The organism is Paraburkholderia sediminicola (assembly GCF_046030555.1).
GTDB lineage: Bacteria > Pseudomonadota > Gammaproteobacteria > Burkholderiales > Burkholderiaceae > Paraburkholderia > Paraburkholderia sediminicola_E.
This window is the reverse complement of sequence record NZ_JAQQCH010000010.1, coordinates 244,984-261,699: the sequence shown is the minus strand read 5'-3', so window position 1 is coordinate 261,699 and position 16,716 is coordinate 244,984. Positions and strand designations below refer to the sequence as shown.

Annotated in this window: 15 protein-coding genes; 10 read left to right on the top strand and 5 right to left on the bottom strand. The window is 60.9% G+C overall.

The window, feature by feature from the left end:
• Nucleotides 1–222 precede the first annotated feature (222 nt).
• A complete protein-coding gene (locus PQQ52_RS16940) occupies nt 223–1,224 on the bottom strand; it encodes a LysR family transcriptional regulator (RefSeq protein ID WP_408213373.1) in 1,002 nt (333 codons plus the stop codon).
• Between the two features lie 199 nt (nt 1,225–1,423).
• Here PQQ52_RS16940 and PQQ52_RS16935 point away from each other — a divergent pair, with 199 nt between their 5' ends.
• From PQQ52_RS16935 to scpC, 3 genes are all read left to right on the top strand, one after another.
• Nucleotides 1,424–3,589, top strand: coding sequence for an FUSC family protein (locus PQQ52_RS16935; RefSeq protein ID WP_408213370.1), 2,166 nt, complete (start codon nt 1,424–1,426; stop codon nt 3,587–3,589).
• Between the two features lie 170 nt (nt 3,590–3,759).
• A complete protein-coding gene (locus tag PQQ52_RS16930; RefSeq protein ID WP_408213368.1) occupies nt 3,760–3,975 on the top strand; it encodes a hypothetical protein in 216 nt (71 codons plus the stop codon).
• A gap of 190 nt (nt 3,976–4,165) precedes the next feature.
• Nucleotides 4,166–5,680: a succinyl-CoA:acetate CoA-transferase ScpC gene (gene scpC, locus PQQ52_RS16925; protein ID WP_408213366.1), complete on the top strand. Its 1,515-nt coding sequence runs from the start codon at nt 4,166–4,168 to the stop codon at nt 5,678–5,680.
• 65 nt (nt 5,681–5,745) lie between these two features.
• Here scpC and PQQ52_RS16920 read toward each other — a convergent pair whose 3' ends face one another.
• Complete coding sequence (locus tag PQQ52_RS16920; protein WP_028197420.1) at nt 5,746–6,000, bottom strand: GlsB/YeaQ/YmgE family stress response membrane protein; 255 nt, start codon at nt 5,998–6,000, stop codon at nt 5,746–5,748.
• A gap of 162 nt (nt 6,001–6,162) precedes the next feature.
• Nucleotides 6,163–6,870 carry an MgtC/SapB family protein gene (locus PQQ52_RS16915; protein WP_408213363.1) on the bottom strand — a complete coding sequence of 236 codons (708 nt, stop codon included), beginning with the start codon at nt 6,868–6,870 and terminating at the stop codon, nt 6,163–6,165.
• A 663-nt stretch (nt 6,871–7,533) separates the two neighbouring features.
• Here PQQ52_RS16915 and PQQ52_RS16910 point away from each other — a divergent pair.
• A complete protein-coding gene (locus PQQ52_RS16910; protein ID WP_408213360.1) occupies nt 7,534–8,058 on the top strand; it encodes a hypothetical protein in 525 nt (174 codons plus the stop codon).
• Nucleotides 8,059–8,192: 134 nt separating this feature from the next.
• Here the strand turns inward: PQQ52_RS16910 and PQQ52_RS16905 are convergent, their stop codons facing one another.
• Entirely contained in the window at nt 8,193–9,356 is a 1,164-nt protein-coding gene (locus PQQ52_RS16905; protein ID WP_408213357.1) for a metallophosphoesterase, read from the bottom strand.
• 366 nt (nt 9,357–9,722) lie between these two features.
• On the opposite strand from PQQ52_RS16905, the gene PQQ52_RS16900 reads away from it, so the two are divergent.
• Nucleotides 9,723–10,052 (top strand): hypothetical protein, encoded by a 330-nt coding sequence (locus tag PQQ52_RS16900; protein ID WP_408213354.1) that lies wholly within the window; start codon nt 9,723–9,725, stop codon nt 10,050–10,052.
• A gap of 23 nt (nt 10,053–10,075) precedes the next feature.
• Here PQQ52_RS16900 and PQQ52_RS16895 read toward each other — a convergent pair whose 3' ends face one another.
• On the bottom strand, nt 10,076–10,660 hold the full coding sequence (locus PQQ52_RS16895) for a malonic semialdehyde reductase (RefSeq protein WP_408213351.1): 585 nt from the start codon (nt 10,658–10,660) through the stop codon (nt 10,076–10,078).
• Between the two features lie 143 nt (nt 10,661–10,803).
• On the opposite strand from PQQ52_RS16895, the gene PQQ52_RS16890 reads away from it, so the two are divergent.
• The 5 genes from PQQ52_RS16890 to yjfF all read left to right on the top strand — a co-directional run bounded on the left by PQQ52_RS16890 (nt 10,804) and on the right by yjfF (nt 16,704).
• The gene (locus PQQ52_RS16890; RefSeq protein ID WP_408213349.1) at nt 10,804–11,403 is read left to right on the top strand and encodes an alpha-ketoglutarate-dependent dioxygenase AlkB family protein; all 600 of its coding nucleotides are present in this window, start codon (nt 10,804–10,806) and stop codon (nt 11,401–11,403) included.
• 349 nt (nt 11,404–11,752) lie between these two features.
• Entirely contained in the window at nt 11,753–12,739 is a 987-nt protein-coding gene (locus PQQ52_RS16885; RefSeq protein ID WP_408213346.1) for an ABC transporter substrate-binding protein, read from the top strand.
• Nucleotides 12,740–12,965: 226 nt separating this feature from the next.
• Complete coding sequence (locus PQQ52_RS16880) at nt 12,966–14,576, top strand: sugar ABC transporter ATP-binding protein (RefSeq protein ID WP_408213343.1); 1,611 nt, start codon at nt 12,966–12,968, stop codon at nt 14,574–14,576.
• A complete protein-coding gene (locus PQQ52_RS16875; RefSeq protein WP_408213340.1) occupies nt 14,573–15,604 on the top strand; it encodes an ABC transporter permease in 1,032 nt (343 codons plus the stop codon). The genes PQQ52_RS16880 and PQQ52_RS16875 overlap by 4 nt, the downstream gene beginning before the upstream one ends.
• Nucleotides 15,601–16,704 carry a galactofuranose ABC transporter, permease protein YjfF gene (yjfF, locus tag PQQ52_RS16870; protein ID WP_408213337.1) on the top strand — a complete coding sequence of 368 codons (1,104 nt, stop codon included), beginning with the start codon at nt 15,601–15,603 and terminating at the stop codon, nt 16,702–16,704. The genes PQQ52_RS16875 and yjfF overlap by 4 nt, the downstream gene beginning before the upstream one ends.
• The last annotated feature ends 12 nt before the right edge of the window (nt 16,705–16,716 follow it).

The window sequence follows — 16,716 nt, the reverse complement described above, 5'->3', positions numbered from 1 at the left end:
CGCAACACGTTCGAGTAACCCGTCAGCTCCAGATAAGCACGTCCGACCTCACAGCGCGTCACACATCAACACGCGTGACGGTGCCCAACGTACAAGCCGTCGACCAGATAAAACATTATCGTCATCTATCTGGCGGCCTCATCGAGGTCATCACAAATAGCTCGCCACTTCGCTCATCGCGTCGCAGGCAAGCGCGGTCCGCTCCTCGTCTTCAAATCTGCATCAGCGTGCAGCGACGTCTCCATCCCCAATGCCGGCCATTCCTACAGACGCCACGCCATCGGCCGCGTTCATCTGGCCGACTTCCGCAAGTAATGCCTCGTCGCGTGCAATCACCTTCGGCAGATGCGTGCGTAAGAACTCGACCCATGTCCGCGTCTTCGCGTCGATGAATTTGCGTGACGGGTACAGTGCATAAACGTTCGTCTTCTGCAGCGTATATTCGGGCAACACGCGGACTAACGTCCCGTCATGCAGCCCGGCAATCGCAGCATAAAGCGGCACCATACCAATGCCCATTCCCTCGCGAATCGCGACGAGCAGCGATTCCGCGATGTTCACGTGCACCGGACCGTTCACCTCCATCATCTCGCTGCCGTTCGGGCCGTCGAGGACCCATTCGTGGGGTGGAAATGCCGGCGTGTGCAAGATCAGACATTCGTGATGTGCCAGATCGCCCGGCTGTTGCGGTGCGCCATGCGCACGCACGTAAGCAGGCGATGCGCACAGGATGCTGAACGTTGTACCAAGCGGGAGCGACACGAGGTCGGAATTCGGCAGAGTCGAGGCGGTGATCACCGCGACGTCGGCGCTGCCTTCGAACAAATCGGGCATGCGCTGCGACAACGTCAGCTCGACAGTCACCTCGGGATAAAGCGCGCGATAGCGTGAGATGGCCGGCAGCACGTAATGTTGGCCGATGCTGGCAAAGCTATGCATGCGCAACGCGCCGCTCGGGCGTTCGTGCGCGCAACTTGCTTCTTCTTCCGCGGTATCGACATCTGCAAGGATCTGTTGCGATCGCTTCAGGTAACGCTCGCCCGCCGTGGTGAGCGCGAGTCGCCGCGTCGACCGGTTCAGCAAGCGCGTACGCAGATGCGCTTCGAGTTCCGAGACGGCGCGGGACATTGCACCGGTAGTCGAATTGAGCGACTGCGCGGCGGCGGTGAAACTACCGGCTTCGACTACGCGCACGAACACTCGCATATTTTGTAACGTATCCATCAATCCTTCTATTTCACGGCTGAAGCCATATTGTCCGCCTGTCCTGCACGCGCATTGTTGTTCGTTCTGGAAAGGACGTTCCTCGCCGGTTGTATTAATACGGGCAACGCATACTCCTACAATCGGCGCCTTGCCTGCCGGCGTGCGCAAAGTTCACCGGTGCTTCTTTCAGCGACAAACCGGGACGCGTTGCTTTCTGATGAAACGCCAACATGCGATCAAACCGACGGCGGATTCCAGCCGGCAGTGGAGAGTCATGTTGCCAACGCTCCGTCTGGCGATTCGCGACTGGGCGAATAGTGACGGTTTGATCTGGCTGCATCTGCTGAAGACCGTCACCGCGGGTCTCCTGGCACTGGGCATTGCGATGCTGCTTGATCTGCCGCAGCCACGCATTGCGATGACAACGGTGTTTGTGCTGATGCAGCCTTTCAGCGGCATGGTGCTCGCCAAGAGTTTCTACCGGATTCTCGGAACTGCGGTGGGCACGGTCGCTGCACTGGTGCTTGGCGCATTGTTTGTCCAGCAGCCTGAGCTGTACATGCTGGGCATGATTGGCTGGGTGAGCGCCTGTATCGCGGCAGCAGTCCGGTATCGGCATTTCAGATGGTACGGCTTTGTGCTGGCGGGTTATACCGCGGCGCTGATCGGCATTCCGAATGTCACGGCGCCTCACGACCTGTTTCTGGCGGCGCTCACGCGTGCGGCGGAGGTGGCGGTTGGCATCGTGTGTTCAAGCGCGGTGAGTGCACTGATCGTGCCGCAGCGTGCCAGCCTCGCATTGCGGCGCGCGCTACAAATTCGATATACAAATTTTACTGCGTTCGCTGTCGACGTGCTGGGTCATGGAATCAAGCGTGGCCAGTTCGAACGGCGTTTCGCGGACCTCATCGACGAGATCGTCGGTTTCGAAGCGACCCGCACTTTTGCGGCCTTCGAAGATCCAGCCATGCGTTCACGCAGTCAGCATCTTAGCCGTCTGAACGGTGAATTCATGGATGCATGCGCGCGACTGCACGCGCTGCATCAGCTGCTCAAGCGGCTACGCGGCAGCGGCCCGCGCCGTATGGTCGACGCCATCACGCCGTACTTCCACGAGCTGTCGGTGCTGCTGTCGTCAACCGGGGACGTGAACGCCGATGTACTGCGCATTGCAGCCCACATGCGGCTCTTTCAGGCCAGCTTGCCACGGCGGGTGCGCGAAACGAGACGGCCACTGGAAGCCGCGCCTGCCGAATCGCTAGCGGACTTCGATACGGCCGCGGAACTGTTATATCGGTTTGTCGAGGAATGGATCCGCTACTCCGACACCTACGCCGCTTTGGTGCGGTCCAAACCAGGCGGCCAGCCGCGTGCCGCTGGCCGCTACGTGAGCAAGACGAACGGCTTTGTGGTCGCGTTCACCTTTGTCAGGTCGGCGGCGGTCATGGCGATTGCCGGCTGGTTCTGGATCGCCACCGACTGGCCGAGCGGCGGTCTTGCGGTGATCGGCGCAGCGCTGGTTTGCGCGTTGACGTCCACGGCGCCGAACGCGTCGAAAATGGCCGTGCAGATGGCAGTTGGCGCGGTGCTGGCGACAATGACCGGCTACCTTTTCATGTGCTACGTGTATCCGAACATCGACGGTTTCCCCCTGCTTTGCGCGATGCTCGCCCCGGTCCTTGCACTCGGCGCCTTCATCGCGTCGCGCAAGCTGGCGGCAGGGTATGGCATCGGCTTTTCGGTGTTCTTCTGCCTGCTCGCCGGACCGGACAATGTCGTCACGTACGCGCCCGATTTGCTGATCAACAACGGCATGGCGATTACCGCGTCGCTCCTGCTTGCAGCGATCGTTTTCGCGGTGGTCTTTCCCACAGATATGCCGTGGCTCACCGAGAGAATCAAGGATGATTTGCGTGGGCAAGTCGTGTCTGCGTGCAAGGATGAATTGCCCGGGCTCAATCAGCGCTTTCAGTCGAGTACACACGATCTGACCTCGCAATTGCGCATGCTGCTGACGCGGCGTTCCCGACGCCGCCGTGACGCCTTGCGCTGGATGCTCGTCACCCTCGAAGTAGGGCACGCCGTGATCGATCTGCGCAACGAAGCGGCGCGGGCCGGCTACGTGTGCGCCCTTCATTCGCGTTGGGGCAGCAGTCTCGCGCGAACTTGCGACGACCTCGCGCGACTTTTCGAGCGGCCTGATACGCGTGGTCTCGAGCGCGCGCTCGTATCCGTGCGCTCGGCCACATGGGCCGCACAGGACGTCCTGGAAACCGTTCATGCCGACCGCGACAAGCGTCACGACCTCCAGCGCATCCTGAGCTGCCTGCACTTCATCCGCACAGCGTTGCTCGACAAAGACGCACCGTTCGATGCGCGTTGACCGTGGACGTTGAATTGGACGTGCGTCCCGATCCTTCTGCCAGATGGAAAGGTCACTTCCATCTGGCCACGTTTATCCGTGCGCGCGGCGGTCATATAGTTTCATCGCTGCCACACAATTCCCCAAGGGGACTTTCTACGGGGCGGCAACCGTAAGTACTGGAGAACGAAATGAATGTGTTGAAGATTGCCCTGATTGCCTGCGCTTTGTCCGCTGCTGTCGCTCATGCACAAACGGCTCCGGCCGCTCCTGAACAGCAGGTCGCGCAAGCGAGTGCACCGCGCGCCGATAGCGTCGCTGCGCAAAACCGCGTCGCTGTACCGAAGGCCAAAACTGAAGAATGCGTCGGACCTGTGAGCTTCTGCAATATCTACTTCGGCAGCTAAACAGCGCCACGCGTAACACCTGCCGTACCTGTAAGACCCGTCGCGGGACTTTTGCACGCGACGAAACATCTGGCCGCGATGCCGTCCTGAAGCGGCGCCGCGGCTGATGCGACAATCCGGCTACTGAGCGAAGCACACCGCAGACGTGCGCACCGGTAGGCTGGAATGGTGACCATGGAGAGACTCAGTCATGTACGAAGACCGGATTCGGTGTGCCGCGCTGCGCGGAAAGATCATTTCAGCCGCCGAGGCGGCGCTTCTGATTCAGGACGGCATGCGCGTCGGTGCCAGCGGCTTTACGCGCGCGGGCGACGCGAAAGCTGTCCCGCTTGCACTCGCCAAGCGGGTGCGCCAGGAAGGCAAGCCGCTGCAGATTACGTTGATGACCGGCGCATCGCTCGGTCATGACGTGGACCGCGTACTTACCGAGGCGCATGTGTTGGCGCGTCGCTTGCCGTTTCAGGTGGACAAGACCCTGCGCGATGCAATCAACCGTGGCGAAGTGATGTTCGTCGATCAGCATCTGTCCGAAACTGTGGAGATGCTGCGTGCCAATCAGCTCGGCAAACTCGACATCGCGGTTATCGAAGCCGTTGCGATCACCGAAACGGGCGGCATTGTGCCGAGCACCTCGGTTGGCAATTCGGCCAGCTTCGCGATCCTCGCCGATAAAGTCATCGTCGAAATCAATCTTGCCCAGCCGCTCGCGCTGGAGGGGCTGCACGACATCTGGATTCCGGGCCGCAGGCCGAATCGGGAACCGCTGCCTATCGTACGTCCGCAAGACCGTGTCGGCACGCAGGCCATCGAGATCCCGCTCGAGAAAATCGCTGCGATCGTGATCACCGACAAGGCGGACAGTCCGTCCACGATATTGCCCGCGGACACGGAAACCGAACTGATCGCCGGCCATCTGATAGCGTTCTTCCAGCACGAAGTGTCGCGCGGGCGCATGCCACGGCACTTGCCGCCATTGCAGGCGGGCATCGGTACGATTGCCAATGCAGTGCTAGCCGGTTTTGTCGCTTCGCCTTTCGAGGCTTTCGAAATTTATTCAGAAGTGCTGCAGGATTCGACCTTCGACCTGATGGATGCCGACAAGGTGACGTTCGCCTCGGGTGCGTCAATCACGTTGTCGGCTGCGCGTCAGGCGCAGGTATTTGGCGAAATCGAGCGCTATCGTAATCGCCTGGTGCTGCGTCCGCAGGAAGTTAGCAACCATCCTGAAGTGATTCGCCGGCTCGGTCTGATCGCGTTGAATACCGCATTGGAGTTCGACATTTACGGCAACGTAAATTCCACGCACGTGGGCGGCACGCACATGATGAACGGCATTGGCGGCTCGGGCGATTTCGCGCGCAATGCGTCATGCGCGATCTTTGCGACGAAGTCGATGGCGAAGGGGGGCTGCATTTCGAGTGTCGTGCCTATGGTCCCGCACTGCGATCACAACGAACACGACGTGGATGTGGTCGTGACGGAGCAGGGTCTCGCGGATCTACGCGGACTGGCGCCGAGAGAACGCGCTACGCTGATCATTGAGAAGTGCGTGCATCCGCTCTACCGCGATTTGCTTCGCGACTACTATCGGGACGCCCTGCAATGGGGTGGGCAAACGCCGCATCGGCTGGACCAGGCTTTCGTCTGGCACACGCGGCTGCGTGACACCGGCTCGATGTTACCGGCAGTAGAGGGGCTTCTCTAAACACTAAGTAAAGCCGGCGTCAGGTGGCATTCGCCCCTGACGCCGTAAGACATCAGGTGCAACGCTCAGGTACCGCGCCGGACGAGCCGGATAAGAAACAGCAGAATGACGGCGCCGATCACAGCGGTAATGATCGAACCGATCCAGCCGCCGCCGAGCGAAATGTGCAACACACCGGCAAGCCAGCCGCCGATGAACGCGCCGACAATCCCGACAATGATGTCGACAATCAGGCCAAAGCCGCCGCCCTTGACGAGCACGCCAGCTAGCCAGCCGGCGATCGCGCCGATGATGAGCCATGCAATGATGCCGTGTTCCATAATCGAGACTCCATGGTTGAGTGTGAAAAATTCACGGTGACAGAGCTTAGTCGAAGGTTATGGGACAGTCCATATTCAGGACGGAAAATTAACATTGTCTAAATCTATTGCAAGCTAAGTGTAGACGATGCGCGCAAATATGGGGAGCTTACGCATGTTGGGTCACTCCGGCGTCGGCTCCGCTTCTCTGGCCGTCCAGCTGACGCTCGATACGCTCTTTTCCATACTGATGCGGCTCGCCATCTGTTCGAGCTTCGGCTGATCTTTCGGATGCAGCTTTAATGTTGCCGTAACGCGGATGCGTCCGGCATCGCCTTCGACGTCTTCGCTCGTCAGGCTCTGGAACGACAGCGGCGCTGAGTACATCGAGTTGGATACCACGGTGCGAATGTGAATCTCATCAGTCTCCCGGCATACGATCGTCAGCACATACTCCCGCACCAGATCGGCGTTCGAAACGGGCGTCGCATTGATAGCACGGCTGACTCCGCGCAGCACCGTATTGGTCAGCAGCACGACCGCCGTGCCGGCGAGTGCTGGTCCGTAGTGCCCCGCACCGCACAATACGCCGACCGCCGCCGAGCACCATAACGTCGCGGCGGTGTTGATCCCCTGAATGGAGCCCTTGTCGCGCATGATCACGCCGCCGCCGAGAAAGCCGACGCCGGATACGACATACGCGGCAATCTGCGTGATACCGGCCGTGCCGTTGCCGGTCAGCACGCCAAGCGTGACGAACAGGCACGCGCCGCTGGCGACCAGCGTGATGGTACGCAGACCGGCATTGCGCTGGCGCATCTGCCGTTCAAGGCCAATCGCGACGCCACAGCTGAAGGCGGCAAAGAGCCGCCAGACGAATTCAATTGTCATCGGTAAGAAAGGTTGAGGCGCGTGTTCGCACAGTGTGAACCTTACGCGTGACAGCCGTACGTAATCCACACGTGGAACGTGGCCGCGGTCAGGCGTGACGAGGCAAGCGAGCCCAAGGCTCGCGCGCTAGAAGTCATGGAGCAACGGCCTGGCATCGAGCCATGCAGCGCTTCACTGGCAGTACGAAGGTATAAACGACGTGCACCGTCGGGCCCGAAGGCAAGACGGCGACAGGCAAAGGCTGGCGCGGAAATCTTGCCGATCAGGCGATCGGGCGAATCGAAGCTCGACTGGTACTACTGCTACTGTCCAAGATCGTGATTCCGGTTAAATGAACTGGGCGAATTTTAGGCAGCTCTGCAAAGTTAAGTCAAGCCGAGATGAAGCAGAGTCGCGGAATGAGTTGTGGATGCCTGCGGAATTTTCCACGACAAGCTCAGAATTTTCCTCGCATAAATACGGACTCCGAATATTGACGGCATCCATCCCGGAAAACACACTGTTTGCACACTTCGAAACACGTCGTGAATTTTTCGTGCTCAATCGGCGTTTCACTCTCACCGTTTTGCTCAGAAATTTTTCGGTTGTCCTTGCGCCATGTCAGGCGCATCTGATCCGCACGACATCGTCTCTTTTTCGCTGTTCGTCCCAATTAAGGAATATATGAAAGATAAAGCTCTTGGCATCATTGCCGGTGCATTGATTGTCGCTGCTCCGCTCGTGTCGTTCGCCGCCGGTTTGCCGGCACCGTTTGAAGGCAGCAGCACGCTGCAGGCAGATGGTGTTGTGAAGTCAGTCGACCAGGCTAAACATTCGGTGACTGTGCTTGATGCACAGGGCGGCGAAGCTTCGTTCAATATCACCGATACGAGCAACCTGACGCAGATCAAGCAGGGCGGCAAGGTCCACATCCGCATGATGCGTACCGCCGTGGTCAGCGTTACGCGCGGTGCCGATAGTCATGGCACGGCTGCTCAACCGGTGCAGCAGAACACTGCACAGAACGTGACCGCCGAAGTCCAGACCATCGACCACGCGTCCGGCATCATGGCCTTGAAGGGCCCGAATGGCGCAGTGTTTCATATCCAGGGGCGCGAGCCGGCCAAGGTTGCTGGTGTGACACCGGGTATGGAAGTGTCGGTGGCGTACGCACCGCAGGTCAGCGTGGCGGTAGCGCCCGCGCAGTAACACAAATTAGCTGAAGCGGCGCGTGAGCGCCGGAGCGCGGATGTCCTTTGCGGACGTCCGCGCTTTTTTTGCTGCGCAATCCAGTATGCCTTCGGCGCGGTGACACATGGCGCCTGGGCGTTTGCTCCGGCGCTTCAGTCGGGCTCGCCGGGCACAAGGCGCAATCGCGTGATCTCCGAGGGGGCCCCCAGGCGCTTCGGCGGTCCCCAATAGCCGGTGCCGCGACTCGTGTAGACCCACAGGCCGTTCAGCCGTGCGAGACCGGCCGTGAACGGCTGCTGGAAACGCACAAAGAAATTCCACGGGAAGAACTGACCGCCGTGCGTGTGGCCGGATAGCTGCAGCGTAAAACCCGCTGCCGCGGCGGCTTCGGCGGAGCGCGGCTGGTGCGCGAGCAGCACTTTGATCAGCACGTCGCCCGGCGCGCCGGCGAGGGCCGCAACGGGGTCGCTGCGATGCAAGGGGTCATGATGGCCCGCCGAGTAATCAGTCACGCCGGCGATCACGGCACGTGCGCCGTCGTGTTCCACGATCACATGCTCGTTAAGCAGAACGGTCAGCCCGAGGCGTCGGAATTCATCGATCCAGGCGTTCGCGCCAGCGTAATACTCGTGGTTACCTGTCACCAGGAACGCGCCGTGACGCGCACTGAGTCGCGACAGGGGTTGCGTGTGTTGGGTCAGTTGCGGCACGCTGCCGTCGACCACATCGCCGGTAACGGCAATCAGATCCGGCTTCAGACGATTCACCGCGTCGACGATCGCGTCCACGTAACGACCTTTGATGGTCGGTCCGACGTGGATATCGCTGATCTGAACGATCGTGAAGCCGTCGAGCGCCGGCGGCAAATCGTCGATCGGCACTTCGATCGTTACTACTCTGGCTCGGCGCCGCGCGTTGAACAGGCCGACGAGCGTCGAGAGCAACGCAAGCAACGGTACCGCTGCCGCCGTGCCGATACGCCAGTGCGCGATTGCAATCGTATTCGGCCAGATTGCATCGACGGTAAGCAGGGACGCGAGCGCCAGGTCGCGCGCGAATGTCAGAACCAGTAGCGATGAGAAGAACCCCATCGCCAGCAGACCGACCCAGGCGAGCCGGTCGCCGAGTGGTTGCTGTTTGATGGTGCGCGCCAGCATGCCGAGCGGTATCAGAAAGATCGACAGTACCAGCCACAACGCGCACAGCCATCGGCCGGCGGCATTGACCGGCATGTCGGGAATCAACCGAAATCCGACGTAGATATGCAGCAGGATGCCAATCAGAATGATTCGAACAAGAAACGATGAGCGGCGCATAGGGAGGATAGAGGCGGGAAGGGGCCGATACGAGCGGAAGATCGGCGGCGACTCGCCAACCGCAACCATGAAAAGCGGACGAGCCGGATCATTCTACCGAGATGTGGACCCCCTTGCCGACGGCACCAGATTTGCTGGCAAGGTGAGGCCCAACACGCCCATGTGCGACGCGGCAGGTGGGTGTCGCGCTGCAGCAATTTGCCTTGTCGTGCACCGCCCGTCTGAACTGTCGCAGTGCGCTATTAAATGGGCTTTGAATTGTGTTGCACGTGGACTATTCTCAAATAGAACCGGCTTGTCTCAGGGCCATCGCGGCCCGGTGGTGGTTCGTTTGTCCTCGGCTGAGGACGAGGCAGGAGGCGCATCATGAAACTGCTTGGATCAGGCAATCACGTACGCAACGCACTTCATGGGCATCACGTCGGACGAGAGGGCAGCCACGTCATGCTGCCGCTGGTGGGCATATCGTTGATGGCGCTCGCCTTGTATTTCGGCGTGCGCGATATCGACTTCTCCGAGTTGGGCAAAAGCGCGTTATTCGACGTGGTGATGTTAAGCGTCGCGCTCGGCATCGCGGGACTGTTCGGCGTTGTCGGCGCGTGGTTGCGTTCCAATGGCGACGAAGCCGATGAAGGTTTCTGCTTCATCGGTGCGTTGATCGGCGCAGTGGTATTTTACGTGGCGCTCTTCAGATAAACGCACCGGCGATCACCGACCTGTCAGACAATCCGGGCGGCTTCATCGAAGGAGAAGCGCGGGCTGCGCTCGAACAGCTTCGAGGTATCGCCGTAGCCCAGATTGATCAGAAAGTTCGACTTCACGGTCGTGCCGGCGAAGAAGGCCTCGTCAACCTTGGCGGCATCGAATCCCGACATCGCACCCGTGTCCAGGCCCAGCGCGCGGGCCGCGAGAATCAGATAACCGCCTTGCAGCGTCGAATTGCGAAAGGCCGTATCCGCGATCGCCTTGTCGTTGCCGGCGAACCAGCTGCGCGCGTCGGCGTGCGGAAACAGTTTCGGCAGATGCTCGTAAAACGCCATGTCCATACCGACGATTACCGTGACCGGCGCTGCCATCGTCTTCTCGAGATTACCCGGCGATAGGGCCGGACGCAGCTTCTCTTTGCCCTCGGGTGTTTTCACATACACGAAGCGGCCGGGGCTCGAATTGGCCGAGGTCGGTCCGAGCAGCACGAGCTCGGTGAGTTGCCTGAGCACGGTGTCGTCGACCGGTTTGGCCTGCCAGCCGTTATGGGTGCGCGCTTCGCGAAAGAGCTGGTCGAGAGCCTGATCGGAAAGAGTCATGGTGATACTCCGTTGAAGTAGCCGGTGAGAAAAGCGAATGACAGCGCAAGCCCTTGGCGCGAGCGTCGCCGTCGTTGCCGCCATAATAGCCAAGGTTCTCACTCGCGCACGCATCGCATGCGCAATCGCATTCAGGCAATCTCATGGCGGACCTTTTCGACGACCTTCCGGCGCCCGACGTGGACTGGTATCCCGCGTGGCTCGCGCCCGAGGCCGCGGCGCACGCTTTAACGCAGCTCATCGACGAAGTGGAATGGCGTCAGGACATGATGGGCACGCCTGCCGGCCGTGTGCCATTGCCGCGGCTGACGGCCTGGCAGGGCGAGCCGGACGCGGTCTACGTCTACTCCGGAATTCGCAACGTGCCGCAACCGTGGACGCCGACCGTTGCCGGCCTGCGGGCCGCTGCCGAGGCAGCCTGCAACGCACGTTTTAACAGCGTGCTGATCAACCGATACCGCAGCGGCACCGACAGCATGGGGTGGCACGCGGACCGCGAGCCGGAGCTTGGCGCCCGGCCAGTGATTGCGTCGATCAGCCTGGGCGTCGCGCGCACGTTCGATTTGCGGCACAACGGGACCGGCGTCGTGCAGTCGTTTTCGCTGAAGGGCGGCAGCTTGCTGGTGATGAAGGGCGACACACAGGCTAACTGGCGGCATCGCGTGCCGAAGGAGCCGCGTGTGGCCGGAGAGCGAATCAATCTGACGTTTCGCTGGGTGACGCCGCGCGGGGCAAATCGCTAGCTTGCGGGCTAGCCGTTAGCCGCGCCGCTTCTGGTCCGAAAGCCCCAAAGCCCGGCGCCGACTCGCTACCTGGCCCGAAGCCGCATCGAGCACTTAAGCGCATAAAAAGCATCTCCAACGCCACGCTCAGTCATCGCGGATATTCGAGCGAATCCCACGGCATTCCCCACGTCCACGGCTACTGCCGATACCGCCCGCTATACCAGAATTGGTATCGCCGACGCGAATCATGTGATTGGACGGGTAACGCCCCAGACACTACGCTACAGCACGATCCACGCACCATGAGGGCCGCAAGCGCTGGGTGGGTTCGATGGATCGCCTACACAACAACGATCAGGAGACAGTCATGGCGAATACACGACGCGCCGCATGTCGTGCGTTGGGCGCACTCGCGCTTTGCTCGAGCATCGGTGCGCTGGCGCTGACAACGCCGGGCGCTTACGCGCAGGACAAACAGATCACGCTCGGTTTCGCGCAGGTCGGCGCGGAAAGCGCATGGCGAACCGCCAACACCGAGTCGGTGAAGTCCGCGGCGGCGGACGCGAAGATCAAGCTCAAATTCTCCGATGCTCAGCAAAAGCAGGAAAACCAGATCAAGGCGATCCGCTCCTACATTGCGCAGAAAGTCGACGTGATCGCGTTCTCGCCGGTCGTCGAATCCGGCTGGGAGCCGGTGCTGCGCGAAGCGAAAGCCGCAAAAATTCCAGTGATCCTGACCGACCGCAACATCGACGTGAAGGACACGTCGCTCTACGTGACGATGATCGGCTCGGACTTCATGGAAGAGGGTCGCCGCGGTGGCCATTGGCTCGCAGATCATTATAAAAATGATCCGGGTCCCATCAACATCGCCGAACTTCAGGGAACGGTCGGTTCGGCACCTGCGAACGATCGACATTCCGGCCTGATCGAAGTGATCAAAAGCGATCCCAAATTCAAGATTATCGCGTCGCAAAGCGGCGATTTCACGCTTGCCGGCGGCAAGCAGGTGATGGAAGCGTTTATAAAAACCTATGGAAATAAAATAAATGTAGTTTATGCGCATAACGACGATATGGCGCTCGGCGCCATTCAGGCGATGGAAGAAGCCGGCATGCATCCGGGCAAGGACATCACCGTCGTTTCGTTCGATGCAACCAAGGGCGGCTTCCAGGCAATGGCCGCGGGCAAGATGAATGTCGATGTGGAGTGCAGTCCGTTGCTGGGGCCGCAACTGATGTCGGCGGTCAAGGACGTGGTGGCCGGCAAGCCGTTGCCCAAGCGCATTCTGACGGAAGAGACGGTCTTCCCGATGAGCGTCGCGGCGCAGACTCTGCCGACACGCAAGTATTGAGGCGGACAGCATCGGGGCAGAGTACGGATAGCTAACTGATTAGCTATCCGTACGATAAACGCACAGGACACAAGCGAAGTACGGACAGATAGCAGGGTTTCTCCAGCGGTGCCTGACCGCCTGGCTGCTTCGGCAGCGGGCGGTCTCTTTTCCGCTGAATCAGGTTGGACCCAACTTGGACCACCTGTGCCCACCCGACCAACGCAGCGTCGATCGAGCGAGGTCTATGACGCATCCCGCATCGGAACCCAATCCGCCGGCCACGAAAGTCATTACAGGCGACGCTCGCGTAGACGTCGCCTCGAATGCACTCGAGCCCATTCTGGCCACTGCCGGTGTCAGCAAGACATTTCCGGGCGTGAAAGCGCTACAGCGAGTCGACTTCTGTCTGTATCCCGGCGAGATCCACACCCTGATGGGGCAAAACGGCGCCGGAAAATCCACGCTGATCAATGTGCTGACGGGCGTAGTCGCGCCTGACGCCGGCACGATTCGTCTGGGCGGCGAGATCGTGGCGTTTGCTTCGCCGCAGGAGGCCGAGGCGGCCGGCGTGCGCACGCTGTATCAGGAAGTGAACCTATGCCCGAACCTGTCGGTGGCGGAGAACATCTTTGCTGGCCGGCAGCCCAAGCGTTTTGGCGCGATCGATTGGCCCGATATCAAGCGTCGCGCGCAGGCCGCGCTGCTTCGTCTCGACGTGACACTCGACGTTACCCGATCGCTCGACGCCTATCCGATCGCCGTGCAGCAGATGGTGGCAATCGCGAGAGCGCTGTCGGTCGACGCACGCGTGCTGATCCTGGACGAGCCGACCTCCAGCCTCGACGATGGCGAAGTCGCGCAGCTTTTCAAAATACTTCGGCATCTTAAGCAATCTGGCATCGCCATCCTGTTCGTTACGCATTTTATCGAGCAAACCTACGCCATCTCCGATCGGATCACGGTGATGCGTAATGGCGAGCGCGAAGGCGAATATCTCGCACAGGATCTGCCGCCCGAACAACTGGTCGCGAAGATGGTCGGTCACGAGCGCATGAGCGCGCGCCTGCGCGAAGCGGCACATGACGGGCACGTTGCCCATGAAGGACCCCAGAGCAAGGAAGCGGTTCAGCCGTTCGTCGAACTGCGCGGCGTCGGACGCCGCGGCACGCTGCAGCCGATCGACCTCGACGTGCAGCCGGGGCAGATCCTCGGCCTTGCCGGTCTGCTGGGCTCTGGCCGTACGGAGACCGCGCGGCTGCTGTTCGGGGCAGACCGCGCCGACAGCGGCACGATCCTGATCAACGGCCGGCCCGTGCGGCTGCGTTCGCCACGGGACGCAGTGCGTCACGGTATTGGCTACTGCGCGGAGGACCGCAAGAAAGAGGGCATCGTCGCCGAACTGTCGATCCGCGAGAACATTCTGCTGGCGTTGCAGGCGCGGCGTGGCTGGTGGCGCAAGATCAAACGGAATCGCGCACATGAAATCGCGGACATGTGGATCGAGCGTCTCGGCATTAAAGCAACGAACGCCGAGCAGCCGATCGGGCTGCTCTCCGGCGGCAACCAGCAGAAAGCGCTGCTCGCGCGCTGGCTTGCCACCGACCCCAAGCTGCTGATTCTCGACGAACCCACCCGTGGCATCGACGTCGCCGCGAAGTTCGACATCATGGACCGCTTGCTGGCGCTGTGCGCGAACGGCCTGAGCATCCTGTTCATTTCGTCGGAGATTAGCGAGGTGCTGCGCGTCAGCCATCGCGTGGCCGTGCTGCGAGACCGCCGCAAGATTGCTGAAGTGGCCGGCAAGGCATCGAATGAAGACAACATTTATCGACTCATCGCGGGGAGCGGCGAATGAAGCTATCAAACTGGTTCGTGCGCGATGGTACGGAACGTCCGTTGATCTGGCCGTGCGTCACACTGGTGTTGTTGTGTGGCCTGAACCTGTGGGTAAATCCGCATTTTCTGTCGTTGCGGATGCTCGACGGCCACTTGTTCGGCGCGCCGATCGACGTATTGAATCGCGCGGCGCCGCTGGCGCTGGTCGCGACCGGCATGACACTTGTGATCGCAACACGCGGTATCGATATTTCAGTTGGCGCGGTCGTGGCGATTGCCGGGGCCGCCGCGGCCACGATCCTTGCAACGCAAGCCGAACCCAGCGCCGGATTGATCGCGCAGGCCCTGGTCGCGGCATTGATCGTCGGCGTGTTGAGCGGCATGTGGAACGGACTGCTGGTGTCGTTCGTCGGCATGCAGCCGATTATCGCAACGTTGATCCTGATGGTCGCCGGCCGAGGCATTGCCCAATTGCTGACGGCGGGGCAGATCATACCGATCGGCGCACCCGGCTATCTGTTCGTCGGCGGCGGTTATTGGCTTGGCGTGCCTTGCTCCGTGTGGATCGCGAGCGTAGCCGTGCTGGCCACCGCGGTGCTCGTTGAAGGCACCGCGCTCGGACTCTTCATTCGCGCCATCGGCGTCAATCCGGTGGCGACGCGGCTTGTCGGCTTGCGCTCGAAAGCGCTGGTATTCGCGGTGTACGGCTTCTCGGGACTGACCGCCGCGATGGCGGGCATCCTCATCAGTTCGAACGTGCGCAGTGCCGATGGCAACAACGCGGGCCTGCTGCTCGAACTCGATGCGATTCTGGCGGTGACGCTCGGCGGCACGTCGTTGCTCGGCGGCCGCTTCAGTCTCACGGGCACTGTGCTCGGCGCGCTGATCATCCAGACGCTCACCTATACGACGTATTCGATCGGCGTGCCGCCGGAAGCGACACTTGTCGTCAAGGCGGCCGTGGTGCTCGCGGTGAGTGTGATCCAGTCGCCCTCGGCGCGCGCGTTCGCCATGTCGCTCTTCACGCAGCGCGGGGTGGCGCGATGAGACGACTCCTCGAAGCCTGGGCCCATATTGTCGATCCGCGCACGCTGCCGATCGCCGTCACCATCCTGTTGTTTTGCGCGCTGTTCGGTTTCGGCTCGGTGATGTACACCGGCTTTTTCTCGTGGCAAGTGCTGCTCGATCTGCTGGTCGACAACGCCTTTCTGCTGATCGTCGCGATCGGCATGACGTTTGTAATCGTATCCGGCGGGATCGATCTGTCGGTAGGCTCGGTGGTGGCGCTGACCACCATCGTCGAAGCGGTGCTGTCCGAACATATGCATCTGCCGGTCTGGCTGATCGTGCCGATCGTGTTGCTGATGGGCACAGTGTTTGGCGCGGTGCAGGGTGCGTTGATTCACTTTTTCCGCTTGCAGGCATTCATCGTCACGCTGGCCGGCATGTTCTTCGCGCGTGGCTTGTGCTTCCTGATCACGACGCAGTCGATCACCATCAACGATCCGACGTTCCAGAAGATATCCGCGTTTCGCCTCGATATCGGCGTGGGTTCGGTGACAGCCAATGTGTTGATTGCCCTCATCACGCTTGTCGCGGCGATCTATGTTGCCCATTTCACGCGCTTTGGGCGCAACGTGTACGCGGTTGGTGGCAATGCGCGCTCAGCGTTGCTGATGGGCTTGCCGGTCGCGCGGACACGGATCGGCGTGTATGCACTGAGCGGATTCTGTTCGGCGCTCGGTGGCGCGGTGTTTACGTTCTATGTGCTATCGGGTTATGGCCTGCAAGGGCAGGGCATGGAACTCGATGCGATCGCGGCGACGGTAATCGGCGGAACCTTGCTGACGGGGGGCGTCGGCTATGTGATCGGCTCGCTGTTCGGCGTCGGCATTCTGGGGACGATCCAGACGTTGATTACCTTTGACGGCACGCTCAGTTCGTGGTGGACCCGCATCGTGATCGGCGCCTTGTTGTGTGCGTTCTGCCTGCTGCAACGGTTGATCGAGCGACATGCAAAATCGGCGCGACGTCCGGGTGGAACCGGCGCTGTCGTGACGCCAGGCCGCGAGCGTGAGCGCGGGCGGGGCGACGCAGCAGCGGCGTCCGATTCACATGCGATTGGACGTGCGCCGGAGCAGGCGTGATAGCGTGAGTAC

Excerpts from the sequence above, each read along its gene's own strand:
- PQQ52_RS16940 (WP_408213373.1), bottom strand. The coding sequence starts at position 1,224 with ATGGATACGTTACAAAATATGCGAGTGTTCGTGCGCGTAGTCGAAGCC.
- PQQ52_RS16935 (WP_408213370.1), top strand. The coding sequence starts at position 1,424 with ATGAAACGCCAACATGCGATCAAACCGACGGCGGATTCCAGCCGGCAG.
- PQQ52_RS16930 (WP_408213368.1), top strand. The coding sequence starts at position 3,760 with ATGAATGTGTTGAAGATTGCCCTGATTGCCTGCGCTTTGTCCGCTGCT.
- scpC (WP_408213366.1), top strand. The coding sequence starts at position 4,166 with ATGTACGAAGACCGGATTCGGTGTGCCGCGCTGCGCGGAAAGATCATT.
- PQQ52_RS16920 (WP_028197420.1), bottom strand. The coding sequence starts at position 6,000 with ATGGAACACGGCATCATTGCATGGCTCATCATCGGCGCGATCGCCGGC.
- PQQ52_RS16915 (WP_408213363.1), bottom strand. The coding sequence starts at position 6,870 with ATGACAATTGAATTCGTCTGGCGGCTCTTTGCCGCCTTCAGCTGTGGC.
- PQQ52_RS16910 (WP_408213360.1), top strand. The coding sequence starts at position 7,534 with ATGAAAGATAAAGCTCTTGGCATCATTGCCGGTGCATTGATTGTCGCT.
- PQQ52_RS16905 (WP_408213357.1), bottom strand. The coding sequence starts at position 9,356 with ATGCGCCGCTCATCGTTTCTTGTTCGAATCATTCTGATTGGCATCCTG.
- PQQ52_RS16900 (WP_408213354.1), top strand. The coding sequence starts at position 9,723 with ATGAAACTGCTTGGATCAGGCAATCACGTACGCAACGCACTTCATGGG.
- PQQ52_RS16895 (WP_408213351.1), bottom strand. The coding sequence starts at position 10,660 with ATGACTCTTTCCGATCAGGCTCTCGACCAGCTCTTTCGCGAAGCGCGC.
- PQQ52_RS16890 (WP_408213349.1), top strand. The coding sequence starts at position 10,804 with ATGGCGGACCTTTTCGACGACCTTCCGGCGCCCGACGTGGACTGGTAT.
- PQQ52_RS16885 (WP_408213346.1), top strand. The coding sequence starts at position 11,753 with ATGGCGAATACACGACGCGCCGCATGTCGTGCGTTGGGCGCACTCGCG.
- PQQ52_RS16880 (WP_408213343.1), top strand. The coding sequence starts at position 12,966 with ATGACGCATCCCGCATCGGAACCCAATCCGCCGGCCACGAAAGTCATT.
- PQQ52_RS16875 (WP_408213340.1), top strand. The coding sequence starts at position 14,573 with ATGAAGCTATCAAACTGGTTCGTGCGCGATGGTACGGAACGTCCGTTG.
- yjfF (WP_408213337.1), top strand. The coding sequence starts at position 15,601 with ATGAGACGACTCCTCGAAGCCTGGGCCCATATTGTCGATCCGCGCACG.